Annotated in this window: 13 protein-coding genes; 1 reads left to right on the plus strand and 12 read right to left on the minus strand. The window is 44.7% G+C overall.

The features are described 5' to 3' along the window. Positions 1–48 precede the first annotated feature (48 nt). From G636_RS0105270 to G636_RS0105320, 11 genes are all read right to left on the minus strand, one after another. The gene (locus G636_RS0105270; RefSeq protein ID WP_026507190.1) at positions 49–2,391 is read right to left on the minus strand and encodes a glycoside hydrolase family 65 protein; all 2,343 of its coding nucleotides are present in this window, start codon (positions 2,389–2,391) and stop codon (positions 49–51) included. Positions 2,392–2,394: 3 nt separating this feature from the next. Beyond that, positions 2,395–3,309: a carbohydrate ABC transporter permease gene (locus tag G636_RS0105275; RefSeq protein ID WP_242826923.1), complete on the minus strand. Its 915-nt coding sequence runs from the start codon at positions 3,307–3,309 to the stop codon at positions 2,395–2,397. After that, complete coding sequence (locus G636_RS0105280; RefSeq protein ID WP_081668276.1) at positions 3,306–4,247, minus strand: carbohydrate ABC transporter permease; 942 nt, start codon at positions 4,245–4,247, stop codon at positions 3,306–3,308. The genes G636_RS0105275 and G636_RS0105280 overlap by 4 nt, the downstream gene beginning before the upstream one ends. Positions 4,248–4,443: 196 nt before the next feature. Beyond that, positions 4,444–5,952: an ABC transporter substrate-binding protein gene (locus tag G636_RS0105285; protein ID WP_026507193.1), complete on the minus strand. Its 1,509-nt coding sequence runs from the start codon at positions 5,950–5,952 to the stop codon at positions 4,444–4,446. 259 nt (positions 5,953–6,211) lie between these two features. After that, entirely contained in the window at positions 6,212–7,465 is a 1,254-nt protein-coding gene (locus G636_RS0105290) for a Gfo/Idh/MocA family protein (RefSeq protein ID WP_026507194.1), read from the minus strand. A 23-nt stretch (positions 7,466–7,488) separates the two neighbouring features. Then, positions 7,489–8,880 (minus strand): hypothetical protein, encoded by a 1,392-nt coding sequence (locus tag G636_RS17410; protein ID WP_051226551.1) that lies wholly within the window; start codon positions 8,878–8,880, stop codon positions 7,489–7,491. Then, positions 8,868–9,986: a phosphotransferase enzyme family protein gene (locus tag G636_RS17415; protein ID WP_035778835.1), complete on the minus strand. Its 1,119-nt coding sequence runs from the start codon at positions 9,984–9,986 to the stop codon at positions 8,868–8,870. Before G636_RS17415 ends, G636_RS17410 begins: the two co-directional genes overlap by 13 nt. Continuing rightward, positions 9,968–11,494, minus strand: a complete 1,527-nt coding sequence (locus G636_RS0105305; protein ID WP_026507195.1) for a glycoside hydrolase family 31 protein — start codon at positions 11,492–11,494, stop codon at positions 9,968–9,970. Before G636_RS0105305 ends, G636_RS17415 begins: the two co-directional genes overlap by 19 nt. Next, positions 11,494–13,014 (minus strand): extracellular solute-binding protein, encoded by a 1,521-nt coding sequence (locus tag G636_RS0105310; RefSeq protein WP_026507196.1) that lies wholly within the window; start codon positions 13,012–13,014, stop codon positions 11,494–11,496. Before G636_RS0105310 ends, G636_RS0105305 begins: the two co-directional genes overlap by 1 nt. Before the next feature lie 54 nt (positions 13,015–13,068). Next, entirely contained in the window at positions 13,069–13,962 is an 894-nt protein-coding gene (locus G636_RS0105315) for a carbohydrate ABC transporter permease (protein ID WP_155832323.1), read from the minus strand. Further along, the gene (locus G636_RS0105320; protein WP_242826924.1) at positions 13,962–14,966 is read right to left on the minus strand and encodes an ABC transporter permease; all 1,005 of its coding nucleotides are present in this window, start codon (positions 14,964–14,966) and stop codon (positions 13,962–13,964) included. Before G636_RS0105320 ends, G636_RS0105315 begins: the two co-directional genes overlap by 1 nt. A gap of 214 nt (positions 14,967–15,180) precedes the next feature. Here G636_RS0105320 and G636_RS0105325 point away from each other — a divergent pair, with 214 nt between their 5' ends. Further along, positions 15,181–16,098: an AraC family transcriptional regulator gene (locus G636_RS0105325; RefSeq protein ID WP_081668277.1), complete on the plus strand. Its 918-nt coding sequence runs from the start codon at positions 15,181–15,183 to the stop codon at positions 16,096–16,098. On the opposite strand, the gene G636_RS0105330 is transcribed toward G636_RS0105325, so the two are convergent. Further along, the gene (locus G636_RS0105330) at positions 16,095–17,867 is read right to left on the minus strand and encodes a glycoside hydrolase family 2 protein (protein ID WP_026507200.1); all 1,773 of its coding nucleotides are present in this window, start codon (positions 17,865–17,867) and stop codon (positions 16,095–16,097) included. The genes G636_RS0105325 and G636_RS0105330 overlap by 4 nt on opposite strands. Between the last annotated feature and the right edge of the window lie 12 nt (positions 17,868–17,879).

Here is a 17,879-nt window from a genome sequence, read left to right on the forward strand (position 1 = left end):
TCACTGATGATCACAAACTGCAGGGCCCGGTGCTCATATCTGCAGTGTTTATGCTGCTACCCCTTTCAATGGCAGAACTGTCTCATCCTCTGTTATCCTATAGATCTCATCATAGATCTTTACCGTCAGCTCTCCCTTACCCATCAGAGTAAAAGAAGCTCCATCCCCTGATACAGACACCTTGAGTACCTGTCCACCTATTACCAGGCGGAAGCTGTAGCTCTTCCAGCTCTCCGGAAGAGAAGGGGCAAAGCTGATGAGATCTCCATCTGATCTCATACCTGCAAAGCCATATACTATATTCATCCAGGCTGCCGCAATAGATGTGGTATGGATGCCTTCAGCAGTGTTTCTGTTGTAATTATCAAGATCCATCCTTGTGGCAAAGCCAAAAAAGTCATAGGCTTCCTGCTCCCTGCCAAGACTCTCTGCAAGTATGGAATGTACAGAGGGTGAAAGAGAGCTCTCATGGATGCAGCGAGGCGCATAATAGTCATAATTTGCCCTAAGGTCAGCTGCGCTAAAGGAGGATGCAAACATGAACATCAGCATGAGTACAGAGGGCTGCTTGATCATGTCATTACGATATATCCTGTCATAGGACCAGTGAGCATATAGAGGAAAATCCTCATCAGGAATCTGATCCACATCTATATGAGGCAGATCAAAAAAGCCCGCCTGCTGCTCATAGAGTCTTGTATCACTGTCATACAAGATCAGCATCTTATCCGATCTGTCTCTGAAATCTTCTAACTCAGATCCGCAAAAAGAAGTCTTATCACATACTGCCTTCAGCTTATCAGGGCAGCTCTCCTCCATCTCATCATAAAGACGCAAAAGATAATCGAATGTAAATCTGGCCATATAATTGGTATAGCAGTCATGATCCACCATCATCTGGAATTCATCAGGACCCATGACACCATAAAAGGAATAGGCGCTGTGATCAGCATTGTAATCACCCCTATCGGCCAGCATTCTGCAGATCTCTATGAGCATCTCGCAGCCATGATCATAGATGAAGTCCTTCTCACCAGTGATCTTCTCATAGATATAGAGTCCGTATGCCACGGCAGTGGATGCCTGCAGCTGCAAGGAGGCATGCTGCCAGAGATTGCAGCATTCTCTGCCTGATATGGTAGCAATAGGATAAAATGCTCCGTTAAGGTCCAGATCCCTTGCCCTCTTCTTTGCCTCCTCCAGTGTCCTGTAGCGAAACAATAGAAGATTCCCGGCCGCCCTCTTATCATGAAAAATATAAACGGGAAGGCAATAGGTCTCTGTATCCCAGAAAGCATTGCCGTTATAGGCTTCACCTGTCAGACCCTTGGCGCCTATATTGCTTCCGGGAACCACTCCCTGATATGTCTGGAAGAGCTGGAATATACAAAAGCGTATACCCTGCTGATTTAAGGGATCTCCTTCTATCTCAATATCAGACTTTTCCCAGATGTCAGCCCACCATTTACTGTTAGCATTTACAATTTCATCAAAAGCAGGATAAGCAGCCTCCCCATGATACAAATCCTTATAGCAAGCGCCGTTACTATCTCTTCCGCCAGCTGATGATCTGCTTATCTCCCCCAGCTTATCATTGGCGCAGCACACTATCTTATCCACTACTATCCTGCTGCCAGGCCCCATATGAAAACTGTAGCTGATAGCAGACAGCATATTCCCCTCAGCCACTGACTTTATAGCTTCTCCTCCCGAATAGAAGATTTTGCAGCTCTCAGTGAGCTTTTGACCTGTAGAGCGAGTTTCTAATGATATAGAGCAGCTGTCAGACTCGAGATCTGTGTTGATTCCTGTCCTTTTCCAATATTTATAACGTCCTTCGTGAACTGTATCCGCATCTATGCCTGCAGTAACGACCAGCTGACCTTCAAATGAATCTGACAGCGCCGTAAGCCTCTGACCAAGATATGCCACATTGTCCATGGACAATATCCTTTCAAATATAAGGCTTATATCCCCTGCCTTCGTATGCCATACAAAGCTCCTCTTTAGAAGGCCGCTCTTCATGTCCAGGGTCCTTAGAAAATCTGAAAATTCACTTTTATTCAGATCAAGCTCATATACTTCTCCTGTAGGAGAGATAGCACTAAGATGCATATAGAGCTGGTCAGGAGAGTTTACCATGAACTCCATTTCATTTACGACGCCCTTGTAAGTGCCCTCTCCCACCTTCTTGCGTTCATAGAGTCCGTTAAAATATGAACCTTGAAGACGTTCTCCGCTGTAGCCCTCTTCAAAATATCCCCTGACACCCATGTATTCATTTGCCAGTGAAAAGACGGACTCTGCAATCCTGGAGTGATCCTTGTCAAAGCCTTCTTCAATAATCCTCCAGGGATCTTCCTTAAAATATATGTCTGCTGTCTTACCCATTTATTACCCCTTTACTGCACCTGTAGCAGCGCTGTCTGTGATCTGTTTCTGGAACAATGCAAATATGATAGTAGGCGGGATTATGGCAAAGAAGCTGGCCCTGAGAACACTCACAGCATCTGTGGGCGTATCCTTAAAGGAAAAGAGCTTGACCATAACAGTAGTCTTATCTGTCCCGTTGAGCACCAGATATGGAAGCAGAAAATCCGACCATGCACCTGTAATAGCAAATATAGCTACTACCATGATGATAGGCCTGCTAAGTGGTAGGACTATATCGGTAAATATCCTGAATATCCCGCAGCCATCCAGCCTCGCCGCTTCCAGGAGTTCTCCCGGCAGTTCTTCAAAGAACTGCTTAAATAGGATCACATAAAAGGCATTTGCTCCATAGGCAAACCACAGGGGTACAAAGCTGTGATTAAGACCTACATTGTTGATATTTCTAAACAGGGCAACTATGCCTGCAGTGCCCGGTATCATCATGCTCCATAGTACCAGTGCCAGGGGTATTCCATAGCCCCTGGGCTTTAGTATGGCAAAGCCGTATGCCAATAGGCCGTTAAAAAGTACTGCACAGACCATAGCTCCCAGTACATGGATCAAAGAATTGGTATAGAATTTGGTAAATTTAAAAGCCTTCCAGGTAGCAGCCATTCTCTCCCAGTCAAATTCTTTTGGTATAATTGACACCTCTCTTGTAAATTCCTTGATATCCTTAAAGCTGGCCAGAAATAGCCACAGCGCAGGAAAGAGGCTGACAATTGCCATAAAGAAGCATATAAGGGTGATGATAATAGCCCACGCTCTTACTGAAGGAGACTTTATATCATAGGAGCGGATAACACCGTCTTTTTTCTCAGCATATTTATTAAAAAAAACGGGTCTTTTTCTATTATTTATTTTCATATCCTTCATCGCTTATCCTCCTTATCTCTGGTCAGGCTCATATATACTATGCTGAGGACTACAAGGAAGATACTGACCAGAACAGAAAGGGCTGCAGCCTTTGGAACGTTGTAATCCCTGGTAAGATACCTGTACATGAGCATCATAAGGGATATGCTGGCATTGCCGGGGCCGCCATTCTTAAAGATCATAGGCTCATACATGATCTGGAACACAGATATCACCTGCAGGATGAGCATGGTCCTTGCAATGCTGAATATACTAGGGACAGTGATATGAGCTACCCTCTGCCAGATAGATGCACCGTCTATGGTAGCTGCTTCGTAGAGGTCGGGGCTGATGCCGCTGATATTTGCCATATAGATAAGCGCTGTAGAGCCTGCGCTCTTCCAGGTCATTGTAATAATGATGAGAGGTATGGTGAAATGGGCATTGTTTAGCCACTGTGATGGAGCGATTCCCAGCTTTCCCAGGAGTATATTGAGCACTCCTGTGTCACCCGGCATAAAGAAATAACTCCAGACCCATATGGTTGCCAAAGTAGGCATGATATTGGGAAAATAGACTCCTACCCTGAAGAGACTCTTGCCATGTACCGTCTCTGAGATGAGCACAGCCATGATAATAGGCACCAAAAAACCTATAACAAGAGACCAGAAGGTATAGGAAAAGGTATTCCTGAAAGCTGCCATAAAGTCAACATCACCAATAACAGCTTTGTAGTTATCAAGGCCTGCAAAGCCTGTAACTGTATAAAGCTTGGCGCTGCAAAATGAAAGCCTGATATTTTCTAAAAGCGGTTCCCATATATAGAAAGTAAAGAGGATCAGAGATGGCAGGATAAGGAGCCAACCAAATACATCTTTTCTTCTAAAACGGCTCTTTGACCTCATGGCAGTCTTCGGGGATGTATCTATATCCTTGTGTCTTGATATTGTAAAGTCCATATTTTTCCTCATATGTAAATTTTTCTGTGGTGATAAGCTATCATAAGCGGCAGTTATGCTTTTAAACATCCACTTCCCTGTAAGAAAGGGCCGAAGCCTTGTATGCAGCCCCGGCCCTTGTATAGATCATATTGAATGGATAAGGTCCATGACATTTATCTCATGTCCTCATATCCTCTTCTTCCCGGATAGATGATCAGTTGGCTGCACCAAAGGTGTCATCCAGGATCTTCTGATAATTGGCATCTGCCTGGTCCATAAGAGCCTGTACATCGCTGTCTTTGTCAGTAAGTACTGTCTGAAGGACCTTGGTCAGCTCAGCGTACATATCCTGTGTGGAGCCGGGCTCTTCAAGATGAAGTCCCTCACTTGATGCAGCTGCAAAATAGGTCTCATAGAGCTTCGGATCTACGTTGCCATACTCTTCAACAATGGCGGCCTCTGCATCCAGGACGTCCTGATTTACCCAGCAAGGGAATCTCTGAATAACAGGCACTCCATTAGCGACCTTGTTTTCTGCATCAGCCTTCATACCTGCAATGGAAGCCTCTGTAGCAACGGGAGCCTTGCCCATGATCTCAAGGTAGTCCAGTGCTGCATTAATCTCTTCAGGTGTAGCATCCTTGGAGAACATATAAGGTGTGCCGCCGTATAATGAGAACTGTCCGCCGTCTGCTGCAGGAATAGCGCACATAGCAAGCTTGTCTACGGGAAGTCCGTTGACCTGAGTGGGCTGTGCTACTGCATCATTGGCACCTATATACATAGCAGCTCCGCCTGTGCCCAGCTGTGTAAAGCCTGTGCCCCAGTCTTCGGAAAGGGGATCGGCTGTCAGTACGTCATAGTCCCATTTGAGGCTCTTGACGAACTCCATAGCCTTGACTGCTTCAGGGCTGTTAAGGTCAGCTGTAAAGGTTCCATCAGCATTTTCTGTGCAGAGGGTAGCACCAAAGGCCCATGCGATATTGGAGAAGTGCCAGCCGCCTGCTGCATCCTTGGCCAGAAGACACAGACCTGCAGAGCCTGTAGCATCCTTGATCTTCTTTGCTGTCTCTGCAAGCTCATCCCACGTTTTTGGTACAATAGGATATCCTTCATCATCTACAAGGCCTGCTTCCTCAAAGAGTTCCATGTTGAGCATGAGGCCCAGAGCATATCCGTCACGGGGAATACCATATACACGGCCATTCTCATCAGAAAGGAGCTCTCTGATAGAAGGATTCATGGCATCCAGCCAGCCTCTTGCTGCAAGCTCATCTGTGATATCAGCAATAGCGCCTGCATTTATGAGCTTCTGAGGCTCTGTAAACCAGCTCTCAAATATGGTAGGGCAGTTGCCGGATTCTACCATAGGCATAAAGGTATCTGTAGAATACTTGTAATAAGCAGGAACAACAGTCACGCCCGGATGAAGCTCCTTCATGGTCTCCACATAGCCTTCGTGTACAGCGATATCATCTGTAAGTGTGTCCTCAGGCCAGATTCCAAGAGTAATGGTAACTTCTTTTTCTGCACTATCTGATGTAGGAGCTGCCTCCTCCTGCGTCTTCTCATCACCGGCATCCTCTGCCTTATCTGCAGCAGGTGCAGGTTCTGATGACTCTTCAAGCTGGGTGCTTTCCGGTGCCTCACTGTTACCACATGCTGTGACAGCTGCCAAAGTCATTGTTGATAATAACAGGATACTGAGCAGTTTCTTTTTCATAACTTGGACCCCCTTCATTTTGGTTGAACGTTCAACGAAACAAGCAAAGATCAAATATGTATATCAAGTTTTAGATGGGATATTCTCTTTGTTCCTCCCGCTGACGTTTACGTTTTACGTTAAACTAATCGTAACATCAGTGAAGAAAGAGGGTCAACAAAATAGACCTTTACGGTTTTCACAAATATCCTGCCGTAAAGGTCTCTTGTAAGCCATAAAATATTGTTGCATTTTCACAAGTGACAAGGTTATGCAAAACCTAACCTTGTAAACCTGCAGTAAAACTGCCCATTTCCACAACGCCCCCGCCACGCCTTGACTCTTCTGCTGCAAATGCCATAAGGTGGCTGTCAATGGACTCTTCTATTCCGGAGAGAGCTTTGGTTTTTCCTCCTGATATCATGCTGACAAAGTCCCTTGTCAGGCCATAGTCACCGCCTCCGTGAAAGCCCTCTTCACTGACCACATTGATCATGCGGCTCTGACCTGTGTATAGAGCATTGGATGAATAATGTGTGACAATGATCTCCTCTGTGAGATCATCACCATATATCTCACCATCCTCGCACATCACCCTGATCACTCTGTGCATCTTATCTGTAAGTCCTGTAAGGTGAAAGGATGCCGTTACTCCGTTTTCAAAGAGGATATTGGTCACCTGATGATCGCATACATTGTTATCACATCTGTACACACATCTGCCATAGGGGCTGGTCTTTAGAGCCTCCTTTAGCCCTTCCTCACTCTGATCATGGCATATCACTTCAGAAGGCCAGCCTCCGCGCACAGGAAGATATGCTTTGACAGCATCAAAACGGCAGTTGTCACTTACAGGACAATCACAGCACCTCTCAGTGCTCCCTTCAGGAGCATTCTTTTTTCTAAAATATGTAAGATCACCAAAGGAGGATATCTTTGAAGCTCTGCTTCCTGTAAGCCATAGAAGTATATCCATATCATGGCAGGATTTCTGAAGTATGATGGGACTGGATTCATTAGAATTTCTCCAGTTGCCCCTGACAAAGGAATGAGCCATATGGAAATTGCCTATATTCTCGGTATGCTCTATTGTCACTATGCGGCCCAGTTCGCCTGAATCTATGATGCTTTTGATAGTGGCAAAAAAGTTGGTATAGCGAAGGACATGGCAGACCATGATGCGTCTGCAGGTCTTCCTCGCAGTCCTTAATATATCCAGGCATTCTGCAGGATCAGGAGATATAGGTTTCTCCAGAAGGATATCGTAGCCTGCCTTCAGGCAGCTGATAGTCTCCTTGTAATGATCCCTGTCCATAGTAGATATGATGACTCCGTCCAGCTCCATATGAGCATTTAGAAATTTATCAATATCATCAAATAGAAATTTATCATCCAGGCCATATCTGTCTGCTGCTATAGAGAGCTTTTCACCGGATATATCCACCACAGCTCCTATCTCCACTCCCATTTTGTCCTTCATATAGCCTGCATATATATTGCCGCGCTGTCCGGCGCCTATTAATGCTACTCTCATATCTACCCCCCGCCCGCAACTCTTTAGACATTTATCATTTCCAGCTGCTCTATCTTTATACCGGCATTTCTGACTACTGCCCTGTATTCTCTGATATGATCTTCCTTGAGATAGGGATACCTGTGACTGATACCCTGTACATCATCCCTTAGAACTATCATAGATGTAGTATGGAAATCATAGCCCCTGCGCATGATAGTAAGTGCATTTCTCTGAAGAGACGTGAGCTTGTCCTTATCTGCCTCCGCTACTGCATCCTCATCTATATAAGGTAGATGATCATCAGTGTATGATACATAAGCTGCTATCCCCAGTTCCTTTATGAGCATCTCCGAACCTGCTCCTATGGGATAGCAATAGAATCTCCTCTGCATGGATACTATATTGGTATCCTTATCAAGAAGAAGTGAGAGCATGGGATCATAGAGCCAGCTCTCGCTCCAAAAGCCCTTTATATCCAGCTCCGGAAAATACCTGTCATAAAATTCCAAAGCCAGGTTCATGGATTTCTCAAGGCGCCTTGGATTATAGCCCTCACCCGAAGGAATATGAAAAGCAAGGAGCAGGTCTCCCCTGTTCAGAGCAGGTTCATAATCCTTCTTAGGCAGGCTCATCTGTCTGCGGGATATGATACCGCAGGGATTGATGATATTGCCGCAATATGCAGCAGCATCCTCTGAATATGATGTGGTAAAAGAACCTTCTCCCGGGCTTTGACTACATGATATGTACTCAGAACTATCGGATATGTCATAGCCCGGCTCACAGGGCTGCCCCTGGACAGTTACTGTATAGCCACCGTCATAAAGGCCTATTACCCTGTCATTTATCCTGTTCCTGTATAGTCTGAATGGGTCTCCAAAGGTATATGGTGTAAAATAAAACCTGTCAAATAGAAATATAGTGGAAGCATAGAAATTTTTGTCCCAATTAAAATCCAGGACCTCACAGCTTCCTGTTTCCTTATACTGCTGCACCTGAGGTCCTATCCTGTGATAAGGCATGGCTTCATATATCTCTCTTGGGACTTTTCTGTCTTCAAGAGCCTTTCTCCCTACAGATATACAGGAGAGGAGGAGAAGGAATTTCCTCACATCAGGACAGTTAGAAGGATAATCAAAATCAAAATGCAGATAGAAATCCCCGTCTATTCCCTTCTTGTATCTACAGATATCCCATCTAAGGAAATTAAAGAGTGCCAAAAGCTCCGTATCAGCTTCAATCTCATCAAGTCCTGTATACAAGCGTCTTGCAAGCTTATCCGGAACATCATATGCATCAGTAATAGAAGCAATAAGCCCTCTGTCTATTAGAGGTCCCTGCTCTTTTTCCACTTCATTTTCTATTTTTATATAGATTGAATATGCCTTTTTGATTTCGTCAAATCCCTTACAAGCAGTGATCAGTTCAAGCATACAAGTCCTCGCTTATTATTGCAGTCATCTACTATCATCTTCATCTCATCACGTTTATCTTCCATATCCATGGCCAGTTTGAACTGGTTACGGGCTCTGCAGAGATTATGTCCTGCCCGGGCCGTCTTGAAATACACATCTCCATTTAAATGATCTGTCAAAAAGCGCATGCCGCATTCCATGGTCATATTCCAGGCTCCATAGGAGAGGTTATCTATCTCAGCCCGGGTTAGACTGTCCTCAGCACCCTTAATAAAGCCCTGTACATAGAGCCTATACAGTTCCAGATCCAGGCCTACTTTGGACAGATCCATCTCGTCTTCATCTGCGGTATTGGCACCAAAACGTATGGAATCACCAAAATCATATATAGACAGGCCCGGCATCACAGTATCCAGATCAATGATACATATGCCCCTGCCGGTCTCCGGATCCATCATTATATTATTTAGCTTGGTATCATTATGAGTTACGCGAAGGGGAAGCTCTCCATTTTTACGCAGCAGTTCTCCCCTGGACATCATTTCGCGTCTATTCCTTACAAATGCTATCTCCTGCATAGCAGAGGCTGCTCTTCCTGCTATATCCATAGAGACGGCCTTTTCAAAGTCCAGGTATCTTTTAACGGTATTATGAAAATCAGGAATAGTTTCTATAAGAGAATCAGCAGGAAAATCACTTAGCTGTCTTTGAAAATGTCCAAAACTAACCGCGCTTTCATAAAAATCCCTGGGATTGTCTACTTTCTCAAGACACACCGCATTTTCTATATAGAGATAGATGCGCCAGTAGCTGCCATCCTCATCCCTGTAACAGGGACGACCATCCCTGGTCCTTATCACCGTGAGAGTCTCTCTTAGGGGATCTATTGCAGTAGCCCTGATATGCTCTGTTACCTTCAGGATATTATCCATAAGGCCAATGGGGTCTGTGAAAATATCAGTATTGATACGCTGAAGGATCAACCTGTTAAATCTGCCACTTCTCAGCTGCAGAAGATATGTATCATTAATATGTCCGTGACCGTGGCGGGTCACGGACAGGATATTATCCTTATCACATCCCTCAAATGCAGCAGCAGCCCTTATTAGCTTTTGTCTGTCCATGTCTTCAACCTTAAGAGGATAAGAGGCTCCTCTCCTTCATCCAACCACCTATAATCTCCTGTTCCGGTTATTACTTGTCCATTTCTGATCCAGTCACCTTTAGGAAGAAATACATTTCTTCCCCTGGCTCCCTTTTCATAAATAGGTGCTACCAGATATCTGTCACCCAGCATAAACTGGTCTATGACCGTGTCGCAGCCCTCACCGGGAAATTCATAGGCCATATAACGGATAATGGGTTCTCCCGTGCTGCCGGCAGCTGTGACCAGCTCCATTATGTAGTCATTCATGCTCTCTCTTAGTCTGATGCAAGAGAGTATCTTGTCATAATTCTTACTTGACAGCAGTCTGTAGGGAGCTGCTGAGAACTGCATCGCAGGCATCAGACAGGCGATCTCGCAGTGTCTGACAAAGAGCTCTTCGTCAAATCTGCTGCCCAGAGCTTCATGGAAATTCACATACTCTCCTCCGCCTATCATGTCAGGACAGCTAAAGGGATGTCCTGTAAGACCCTGTAAGAGGGAATCAGGCATCAAGCCTCCTATGCCTTCAGTATTCCATGAATGCTGCTTATCACAGAGCCTTTGTAATACAGGCGCTCCGCCTGCCAGGTAAGTAACCCTGTATTCATTATAAGGATATTTTTCTCCGAATCGTTCCCACAGGATAGACTGCTCATTAGGACTGGTATTAGCAAAAGTCTGATTAGGGGCTTCGTAAAAGAAGCTATCCCCTGCATCAAACTTAAAGCCGTCCACGCCCATATCAGTGAGAGCATCAAGCTGAGAGGAAAGCCAGCTTACTGCCTTAGGGTTGGACATATCAAGGACTGCGGAGAAACCATTCCACCAGTGGACAATGTATGGTTCACCCTTTTCATCCCGAATAAGTATCCCCTTTGCCAGAGCTTCTCTGTATTTTACAGTGTCTGCGCTGATAAATGGGCAGAGCCAGAGCATGACCTTAAAGCCCCTTGAATGAAGAGAAGCTATCATAGCCTTCGGATCAGGGAATCTGCCCGTATGAAAGGACCAGTTGCCATAATATTCACTCCAGCCGTCATCTATCATCAGGACTCCGGGAGGCATGCCATTTTCAAGGATCCCATCAGCATAAGACAGAATATCTTTCTGATTCTGATCAAAGGTAAGCTCTATCCAGGTATTATATATAGGATTTTTAAAGAGCTCCGGTGCGGGAGTTCCCCCTCTAAAGGGGAACTCCTTTTCCATAGCTTTTAGATATCCGCGCCTTAGATCTCCATAGCATTCGCTAATAAAACAGTCATCATCTATTTCTATTACCCCTTCCGAAAAGGAGATCATAAAGCCTTCTTTTTTCCAGATATAACGCCCTTTAGTGGATATAAAGAGGGGCATTGCCTGATTGGGAGTACGATTAACTCTGGTGTCGATCACTATATTGCTATCATGGGACAGAGGCATTTTACTGCCGTTTTTGACAGGGCCTCCATACCAGTACTCGTCCTTTGGGAATTCTATTCTCATTATTTGCCTTCCTTGGAAGCCCTGAATTCATCATACTGTCTCTGTACTTCGGCAACATATTCGTCTATGCCTGCTGCCTTGAGCTTGGCTACAGCCTCGTCATAGTGATCATCAAAACTTACAAAGCCGCTTCTGAGAGGTGCAAAATCAGATGCTGTTACTTCGGTGATCGCAGTCTCTATCTCAACCACATTTTCATTGTTAAAGATAAAGCCCTGAGCGGAAGAGATCTTGGCATCATCATCCCAGTGTTCATAAGTCTCGATGTACTCATCAGATACTGTCTGGTCAAAGAGCTGATAGTTCTTGTTCCTGAACATCCATTCATAGAAGAAATCTTCCTGAGTCAGTTTCTCTACTCTGCCGTCTACCATCTGATAATCCTTACCTTCTACGCCATAGATTGCGAATCTGTAGTTCTCAGGTGATGAATAGATCCAGTTGATGAACTTCATAGCGCCTTCTTTATTGGCTGCAGAATAGGGAATACAGAGAACCTCACCGCCTGATGTGGAGATATACTTATCCTTTTCAGGTGCCAGGATATAGGTCTTAAGCTCGGCCTCGGGAGCATTCTGCTGTACAGCATTGATGATCTCGCGGTCCTTGCCTATGGAAGCCTCAACCCAGAGATAGAGGCCTGTCTGCATACGTGAATCCTTTTCGTTGTAATTGGTTGTCAGCTCATCTGCATAGAGACCCTTCCGGTACATCTCTTCATTGAACTTGGCTACCTTCTTAAATGCGTCAGACTCATAGTAGCTGGATACTTTACCGGTCTCTTCATCAAGAACGGTAAATACATCTGTTCCGATCCAGGTAAGCTGATGATCCTGGAAGTATCTGGTAAGGGGCTTGAAGATAATATCAGCAGGTCCGTTCATCTCAGGGAACTGCTCCTTGGCCTTCTCTGCAAAAGTCATAAGGTCATCAGGTGTCTCTATCTTATCCATTCCTACAGCTTCAAGGATATCCTCTCTTACACATACCAGCTGATAGATTCCTGAACTGGGGCCGTATGCGGAAGGGATACCATAGATCTGGCCATCTACAAGGCCGCCTTCAACCTGGGACATGGGCAGGACCTTGAGCATATCCTGGCCGTACTCCTCGATCAGCTCATCAAGAGGCTGAGCCTGCTTCTTATTAACGATCAGTGAGAGATTTGCAAGACCGTCCCAATACAGATCCACTGTCTCATTTGCTGCCAGCATGATCTCTTTTTTGGTCCAGTACTGATCCCAGGGTACAAAGATCATATTTACCTTCAGTCCTATGTCGTTATAGATCTTCTCAGCGAATTCATTTTGTAGAAATTCCGAAAACCTCTCTGTCTCATCGCCGGGATAATAGATAGTGATCTCTCCGGCGTCTTCTACTGCTGCATTATCAGAAGCAGGTACTGCTTCATTATCAATGCTGTCAGCTGCGCTACCTGATCCTGCAGCACTGCCGCATCCGGCAATAGTAGAAGCCAATATGGACATGGTTAGTAACATACTGCATATCTTTTTTTTCATTTAGAAATCCTCCTCTAATATTCTTAATCTGCCGGCTAATTATTAAGATCAATCCTATTCTTTGACTGCGCCTGTCATGACACCGCTTACAAAGTACTTTTGTACAAAGGGGTATGCAAAAATGACAGGTCCGATAGTGATGATGGTAACCGCCATCTTGACGGTCTCAGATGGAAGCGGGATGTTGGCTGCTGCTCCTGCCGGTAAGCGGCCTGACTTAACGGCATTTACATTGGATAGTACATTGTAGAGCAGATACTGAAGCGGCCACAGCTTCTTATTGTCCACAAACATCAGTGCGTTCCACCAGTCGTTCCAATATTGCAATGCATACATAAGCCCCACAGTAAGGAGCGGAGTCTTGCTAAGAGGCATTGCTATACTTGAATATATCTGGAAGTATCCGGCTCCGTCTATTCTGGCCGCCTCATAGAGAGATTGTGAGATAGCCTTAAAATATGTACGCAGCAGGAACATATTCCATACGCTGAACATAGAGGGAAATATCAGTCCCGCAACACTGTCCTTGAGGTGATAGAAATTCACACACATAAAATACCAGGGGATAAGTCCGGCGCCAAATATGATCGTAAAATTACAGATAAAAGATATAGCATTTCTATATTTCAGATCCCTGATAGATACTGCAAAGGCCAGCATACTGGTGATAAACAGTGCCAGGCAGGTACCTACCGCTGTTACAAATATGGTCACACCGTAGGATCTTAAGATCTCTAATCCGCTATTCCCGAATATGTAGATGTATGTGTTGAAGGTAAAGCCCTGCGGCAGTGCCGAATACCCTTTCATAGCGATCATTTTCTCAGAGGAAAAGGATACGCTAAGTGTCATAAGCAGGGGATAGAAGCACACAAAACCTATAAAACCTATAAAAATATATGCAAATATCTGAAGCAAAAGATCGCTTTTATTTTTTCTAACCTTCATCAGAAGAGACCCTCCCCGTCATTGATTTTCCTGGCTGCTGCATTGGCAAGTGTTACGAGGATCAGACCCATGATGGACTGGAACAGGCCTACAGCTGTTGAATAGGAAAAGCCCAGAGACCTCATACAGGAGTATACATAGGTATCTATGACTGCCACAGAATCACCTATAACAGGGTTATTGCCTATGATACCGTATACCATACCAAAATCGCCAAAGAAGATACGGCCTATGCTCATAAGTGTCAGCACTACTGCTGTGGGCTTGAGCATAGGGATGGTCAGGTGAAGGATACGCTGGATCTTATTGGCACCGTCCACCTCTGCAGCCTCATACAAGGATGCGTCAAAGCCTGTCATAGCGCCCAGATATATGATGGAATTATATCCGCTCCACTTCCAGACGTTGGCGATTATGAGGATGGGCTTCCAATAGCGTCCATCTGCATACCAGCGTATCTTCTCCCCGCCAAAGAAGGTGATAACTCTGTTGACCACTCCCACGTCAGTAGCAAAGAGGCCGTATACAAGAGTACCCACAACCACCCAGGAGAGAAAGTAGGGGAAGAACATCATGCTCTGGGTGAACTTCTTATAGAGCTTACCCTTGATCTCATTAAAGAAGATCGCTATGCTGATGGGAAATACAAGTCCCAGTATGATGCCCCAGCAATTTAGAAATAATGTATTGTAAATCGACTTGGGACCCATTCCCGTCCCAAAGAAGAAATATTTCAAATGTTTTAATCCCACAAAGGGACTTCCGAATATGCCATCCACGACATTGTAGTCTGTGAAGGCCATCCATATTCCCGCCAAGGGTATGTATGAGAATAATAGAAGAAAAACCAGTCCCGGTACACACATGATATACAATGTCCGGTTCTTTTTGATCTCATGCAAAAAGCCTCGTTTTTTGGCATGAGATGAGTCATTTTGGGTCATGACCTCCGCCCCAATTCCCTTTATATTTAGTTCGTTTGAAGAAACTTCTGCTGTATTCATATTCATTACCCCCATCTGACATCTTAATAATAAAGCATAGGACTTCTCACAAATAGACTAATTTGTTTTTCAAAACAGATGATTTGTGGTATATTGTGAATTAATGCTGATGGAAAGATTGACAAAAGTGATATCATCCTGACAGGTGATAGTAAATACGCTGAAAATCAGAGAAAACGAAATATCAATAAAAGATATTAAAGAAAGAAAAGTAATGAAAAGTGTAGATTCAGTGATACTCTCTCCCACAGGAGAGGTAATAGAAGAGAACAGGTCACCCTGGCAGCAGCTGTATATAGACGAGACCATGAAGGTAGTGCATGTCAATGACAATTCCAAGTCATCGGATCTCTACATGAACTACTGCGGCACCTCTCAATGTGAGCCGGATCACTCCTTTGGTCCTGCCATGAGAGACCACTATGTGATCCACTATGTCATAGGCGGCAAGGGTGTGCTCACCATAGGAAGCAATAAATATGAGCTTACAAAAGGACAGGGCTTTTTATTGTGCCCCGGCGTAGTATCCCAATACAAGGCAGATCATGACGACCCCTGGGAATATGTATGGGTGGGTTTTAACGGGCTGAACGCCCAGATATACCTGAATCAGGCCTTTCTAAATGCAGATAATCCGGTCTTTACATATGATAAGGATGATACTGTAAAGAACTGCATGCTGGAGATGGTCAATACATATGATGCCTATAAATATGCTACCAATCTCAAGCTCCAGTCCCTGCTCTATCTCCTCTTGTCAGAGCTTGTGGAGAATGCCACAAGAAAGGCTCCCATAGAAAGGATGCCTCTGCAGTACCGCTACATCCAAAAGGCTATTTCCTATATCCAGATGAATTATATGGAAGAAGATCTGTCGGTAACAGGCCTTTCTGACTACGTAGGCCTGGACAGAAGCTATTTATGCTCTATTTTCAAGAAATACCTCAATACCTCACCCCAGTCCTACATCTCGCAGTACCGTATAAACAGGGCCTGCGAGATATTAAAGAGCACTTCCTATCCCATTAGTGATGTATCAAGGATGATAGGCTACAAGGACCCGGTGGTATTTCAGAAATTCTTTAAGAATATCGTGGGCATGCCGCCCAGCAGATATAGAAAGAGTGTTTAATCTGTCATTTCTCTGTAAAAAGACTGAAGGACATAAAAGGCAGGCTTCCTGTAGCTCTTATCCTCTGACAAAAGGCCCTTTCTGTTATAGTATTTTTGTATATCAGAAGTCCTTCTTGGACAGCGGAAGTCATAGAGGATCCAGGGAGTCATGCCCCCTATATAATCTATATTTTTAAGAACCTCTATTTGCTTTTTATATACATATTCCTGGCACTGTTCTGTACCCTTATCCTCTATACTTCCATGAAGGCCGGATAGAGCATCCGCGCCAAACTCTGTGATGATAACAGGCTTTGATGGATCAGAGTTCTTCATAAGAAGGGGCAGCATCTCAAAGTCAGGGGTATACCAGCCGCAATATTCATTGATGCCTATGACATCCAGATAGTCTGCAAGTCTGTCTGCTATCACTACCTTCTCACTGTCCACAAGGCATGCAGCAGAAACCAGGCGGGTATCATCAGCTTTATGAGCGCATTCTGCAAGGCTGCTCATAAATTTCAGTCTCTCATCCGAGTCTGCATTTTCATTGCCCACAGACCATACGATCACACTTGCCCGGTTATAGTCCCTGATCATAAGCTCTCTAAGCTGATTCTCTGCATCCTCATATGTAGCCTTTCTGTCGAAACGAATAGCCCAGTATACAGGTATCTCTTCCCAAAGGAGCATTCCCATCTCATCAGCAAGCATTGCCATATCTTCATGATGAGGATAGTGAGCTATCCTCATAAAGTTGCAGCCAAGCTCCTTGGCCAGCTTTATATTCTCTATTCTCTCCTCATGAGTCAGAGCTTTACCACCCTTTACACTCTCCTCATGGCAGCTGATACCTCTTAGAAATACCTTTTGACCATTAAGGAGTATATCCCTGCCCCTGACGCTGATCTGCCTAAAGCCTACTTTGTCAGTAACCATATCTCCCTGGCAGCTAAGGCTCACATCATAGAGCTTGGGACTATCCGGAGACCAGAGCTCCGGCTCAGCCTCTATTATCAGTTCTCCATGGCCGCCTCTAACATCTATGCTCATATTAATTCCCAGCTCTTTAAGCTTTAAGATAGCTGTGGTATCCAGGGCTTCTGAGAGCTGCAGCTGTGCTCTTATCCTGTGATAGCTGTCATCAGGAAGGAGCGATACCCTGAAATCCTTGATATAGAGCCCGGGTAGAGGGATGATCTCTATATCTCTGTATATCCCTCCGTAGTTAAACCAGTCTGTATTCTCTGTAGGTACCTGCTCAGGACGCCTTGTACTATCCACAGCTATGATGATCCTGTTGTCCTCTCTGACATATTCCGAGATATCAAAAAAGGCAGGCGTAGAGCCGCCTCTGTGCATTCCTATATACTGGCCGTTTAGAAATACCCTGCAGATATAATTAGCCGCTCCAATCCTGAGGATGGCCTTTTCTCCCTGACCCGGGTCATATTTAAAGCACCTGGTAAAGACCATACTGCCGTCGTAGATGAGATACTCTCTCTCGAGAGTATTCCAGCATGAAGGCAGTTCCATAAGAGGCCAGCTATCAAAAGAATAATCTACAGGAAGGGTAAATCCCTTGTCATCAATATATCTCTCGTTAAACCACTTCTGACGAAGGCAGGTGTCATACTGGTCAACTGCATAATGCCAGCTGCCATTTAAGGATATGCTCTTTCTGCCCCCTGTAAATACCATAGTATCCGCCGATGCTTTAAGGCTCTCATATTGCTCTGTATAATCCTCAAGATGAATATCTGACATATATTTTCCGGCTTTAGTCATTTTTTCCACTCC

The sequence above is a fragment of the Butyrivibrio sp. MC2013 genome (genome assembly GCF_000424585.1).
In the GTDB taxonomy this organism is placed as follows: Bacteria; Bacillota; Clostridia; order Lachnospirales; family Lachnospiraceae; genus Butyrivibrio.

What these genes read in the sequence shown, in the direction of transcription:
- G636_RS0105270 (WP_026507190.1), bottom strand. Translation starts at nt 2,391, where the DNA reads ATGGGTAAGACAGCAGACATATATTTTAAGGAAGATCCCTGGAGGATT.
- G636_RS0105275 (WP_242826923.1), bottom strand. Translation starts at nt 3,309, where the DNA reads ATGAAGGATATGAAAATAAATAATAGAAAAAGACCCGTTTTTTTTAAT.
- G636_RS0105280 (WP_081668276.1), bottom strand. Translation starts at nt 4,247, where the DNA reads ATGGACTTTACAATATCAAGACACAAGGATATAGATACATCCCCGAAG.
- G636_RS0105285 (WP_026507193.1), bottom strand. Translation starts at nt 5,952, where the DNA reads ATGAAAAAGAAACTGCTCAGTATCCTGTTATTATCAACAATGACTTTG.
- G636_RS0105290 (WP_026507194.1), bottom strand. Translation starts at nt 7,465, where the DNA reads ATGAGAGTAGCATTAATAGGCGCCGGACAGCGCGGCAATATATATGCA.
- G636_RS17410 (WP_051226551.1), bottom strand. Translation starts at nt 8,880, where the DNA reads ATGCTTGAACTGATCACTGCTTGTAAGGGATTTGACGAAATCAAAAAG.
- G636_RS17415 (WP_035778835.1), bottom strand. Translation starts at nt 9,986, where the DNA reads ATGGACAGACAAAAGCTAATAAGGGCTGCTGCTGCATTTGAGGGATGT.
- G636_RS0105305 (WP_026507195.1), bottom strand. Translation starts at nt 11,494, where the DNA reads ATGAGAATAGAATTCCCAAAGGACGAGTACTGGTATGGAGGCCCTGTC.
- G636_RS0105310 (WP_026507196.1), bottom strand. Translation starts at nt 13,014, where the DNA reads ATGAAAAAAAAGATATGCAGTATGTTACTAACCATGTCCATATTGGCT.
- G636_RS0105315 (WP_155832323.1), bottom strand. Translation starts at nt 13,962, where the DNA reads ATGAAGGTTAGAAAAAATAAAAGCGATCTTTTGCTTCAGATATTTGCA.
- G636_RS0105320 (WP_242826924.1), bottom strand. Translation starts at nt 14,966, where the DNA reads ATGAATACAGCAGAAGTTTCTTCAAACGAACTAAATATAAAGGGAATT.
- G636_RS0105325 (WP_081668277.1), top strand. Translation starts at nt 15,181, where the DNA reads ATGAAAAGTGTAGATTCAGTGATACTCTCTCCCACAGGAGAGGTAATA.
- G636_RS0105330 (WP_026507200.1), bottom strand. Translation starts at nt 17,867, where the DNA reads ATGACTAAAGCCGGAAAATATATGTCAGATATTCATCTTGAGGATTAT.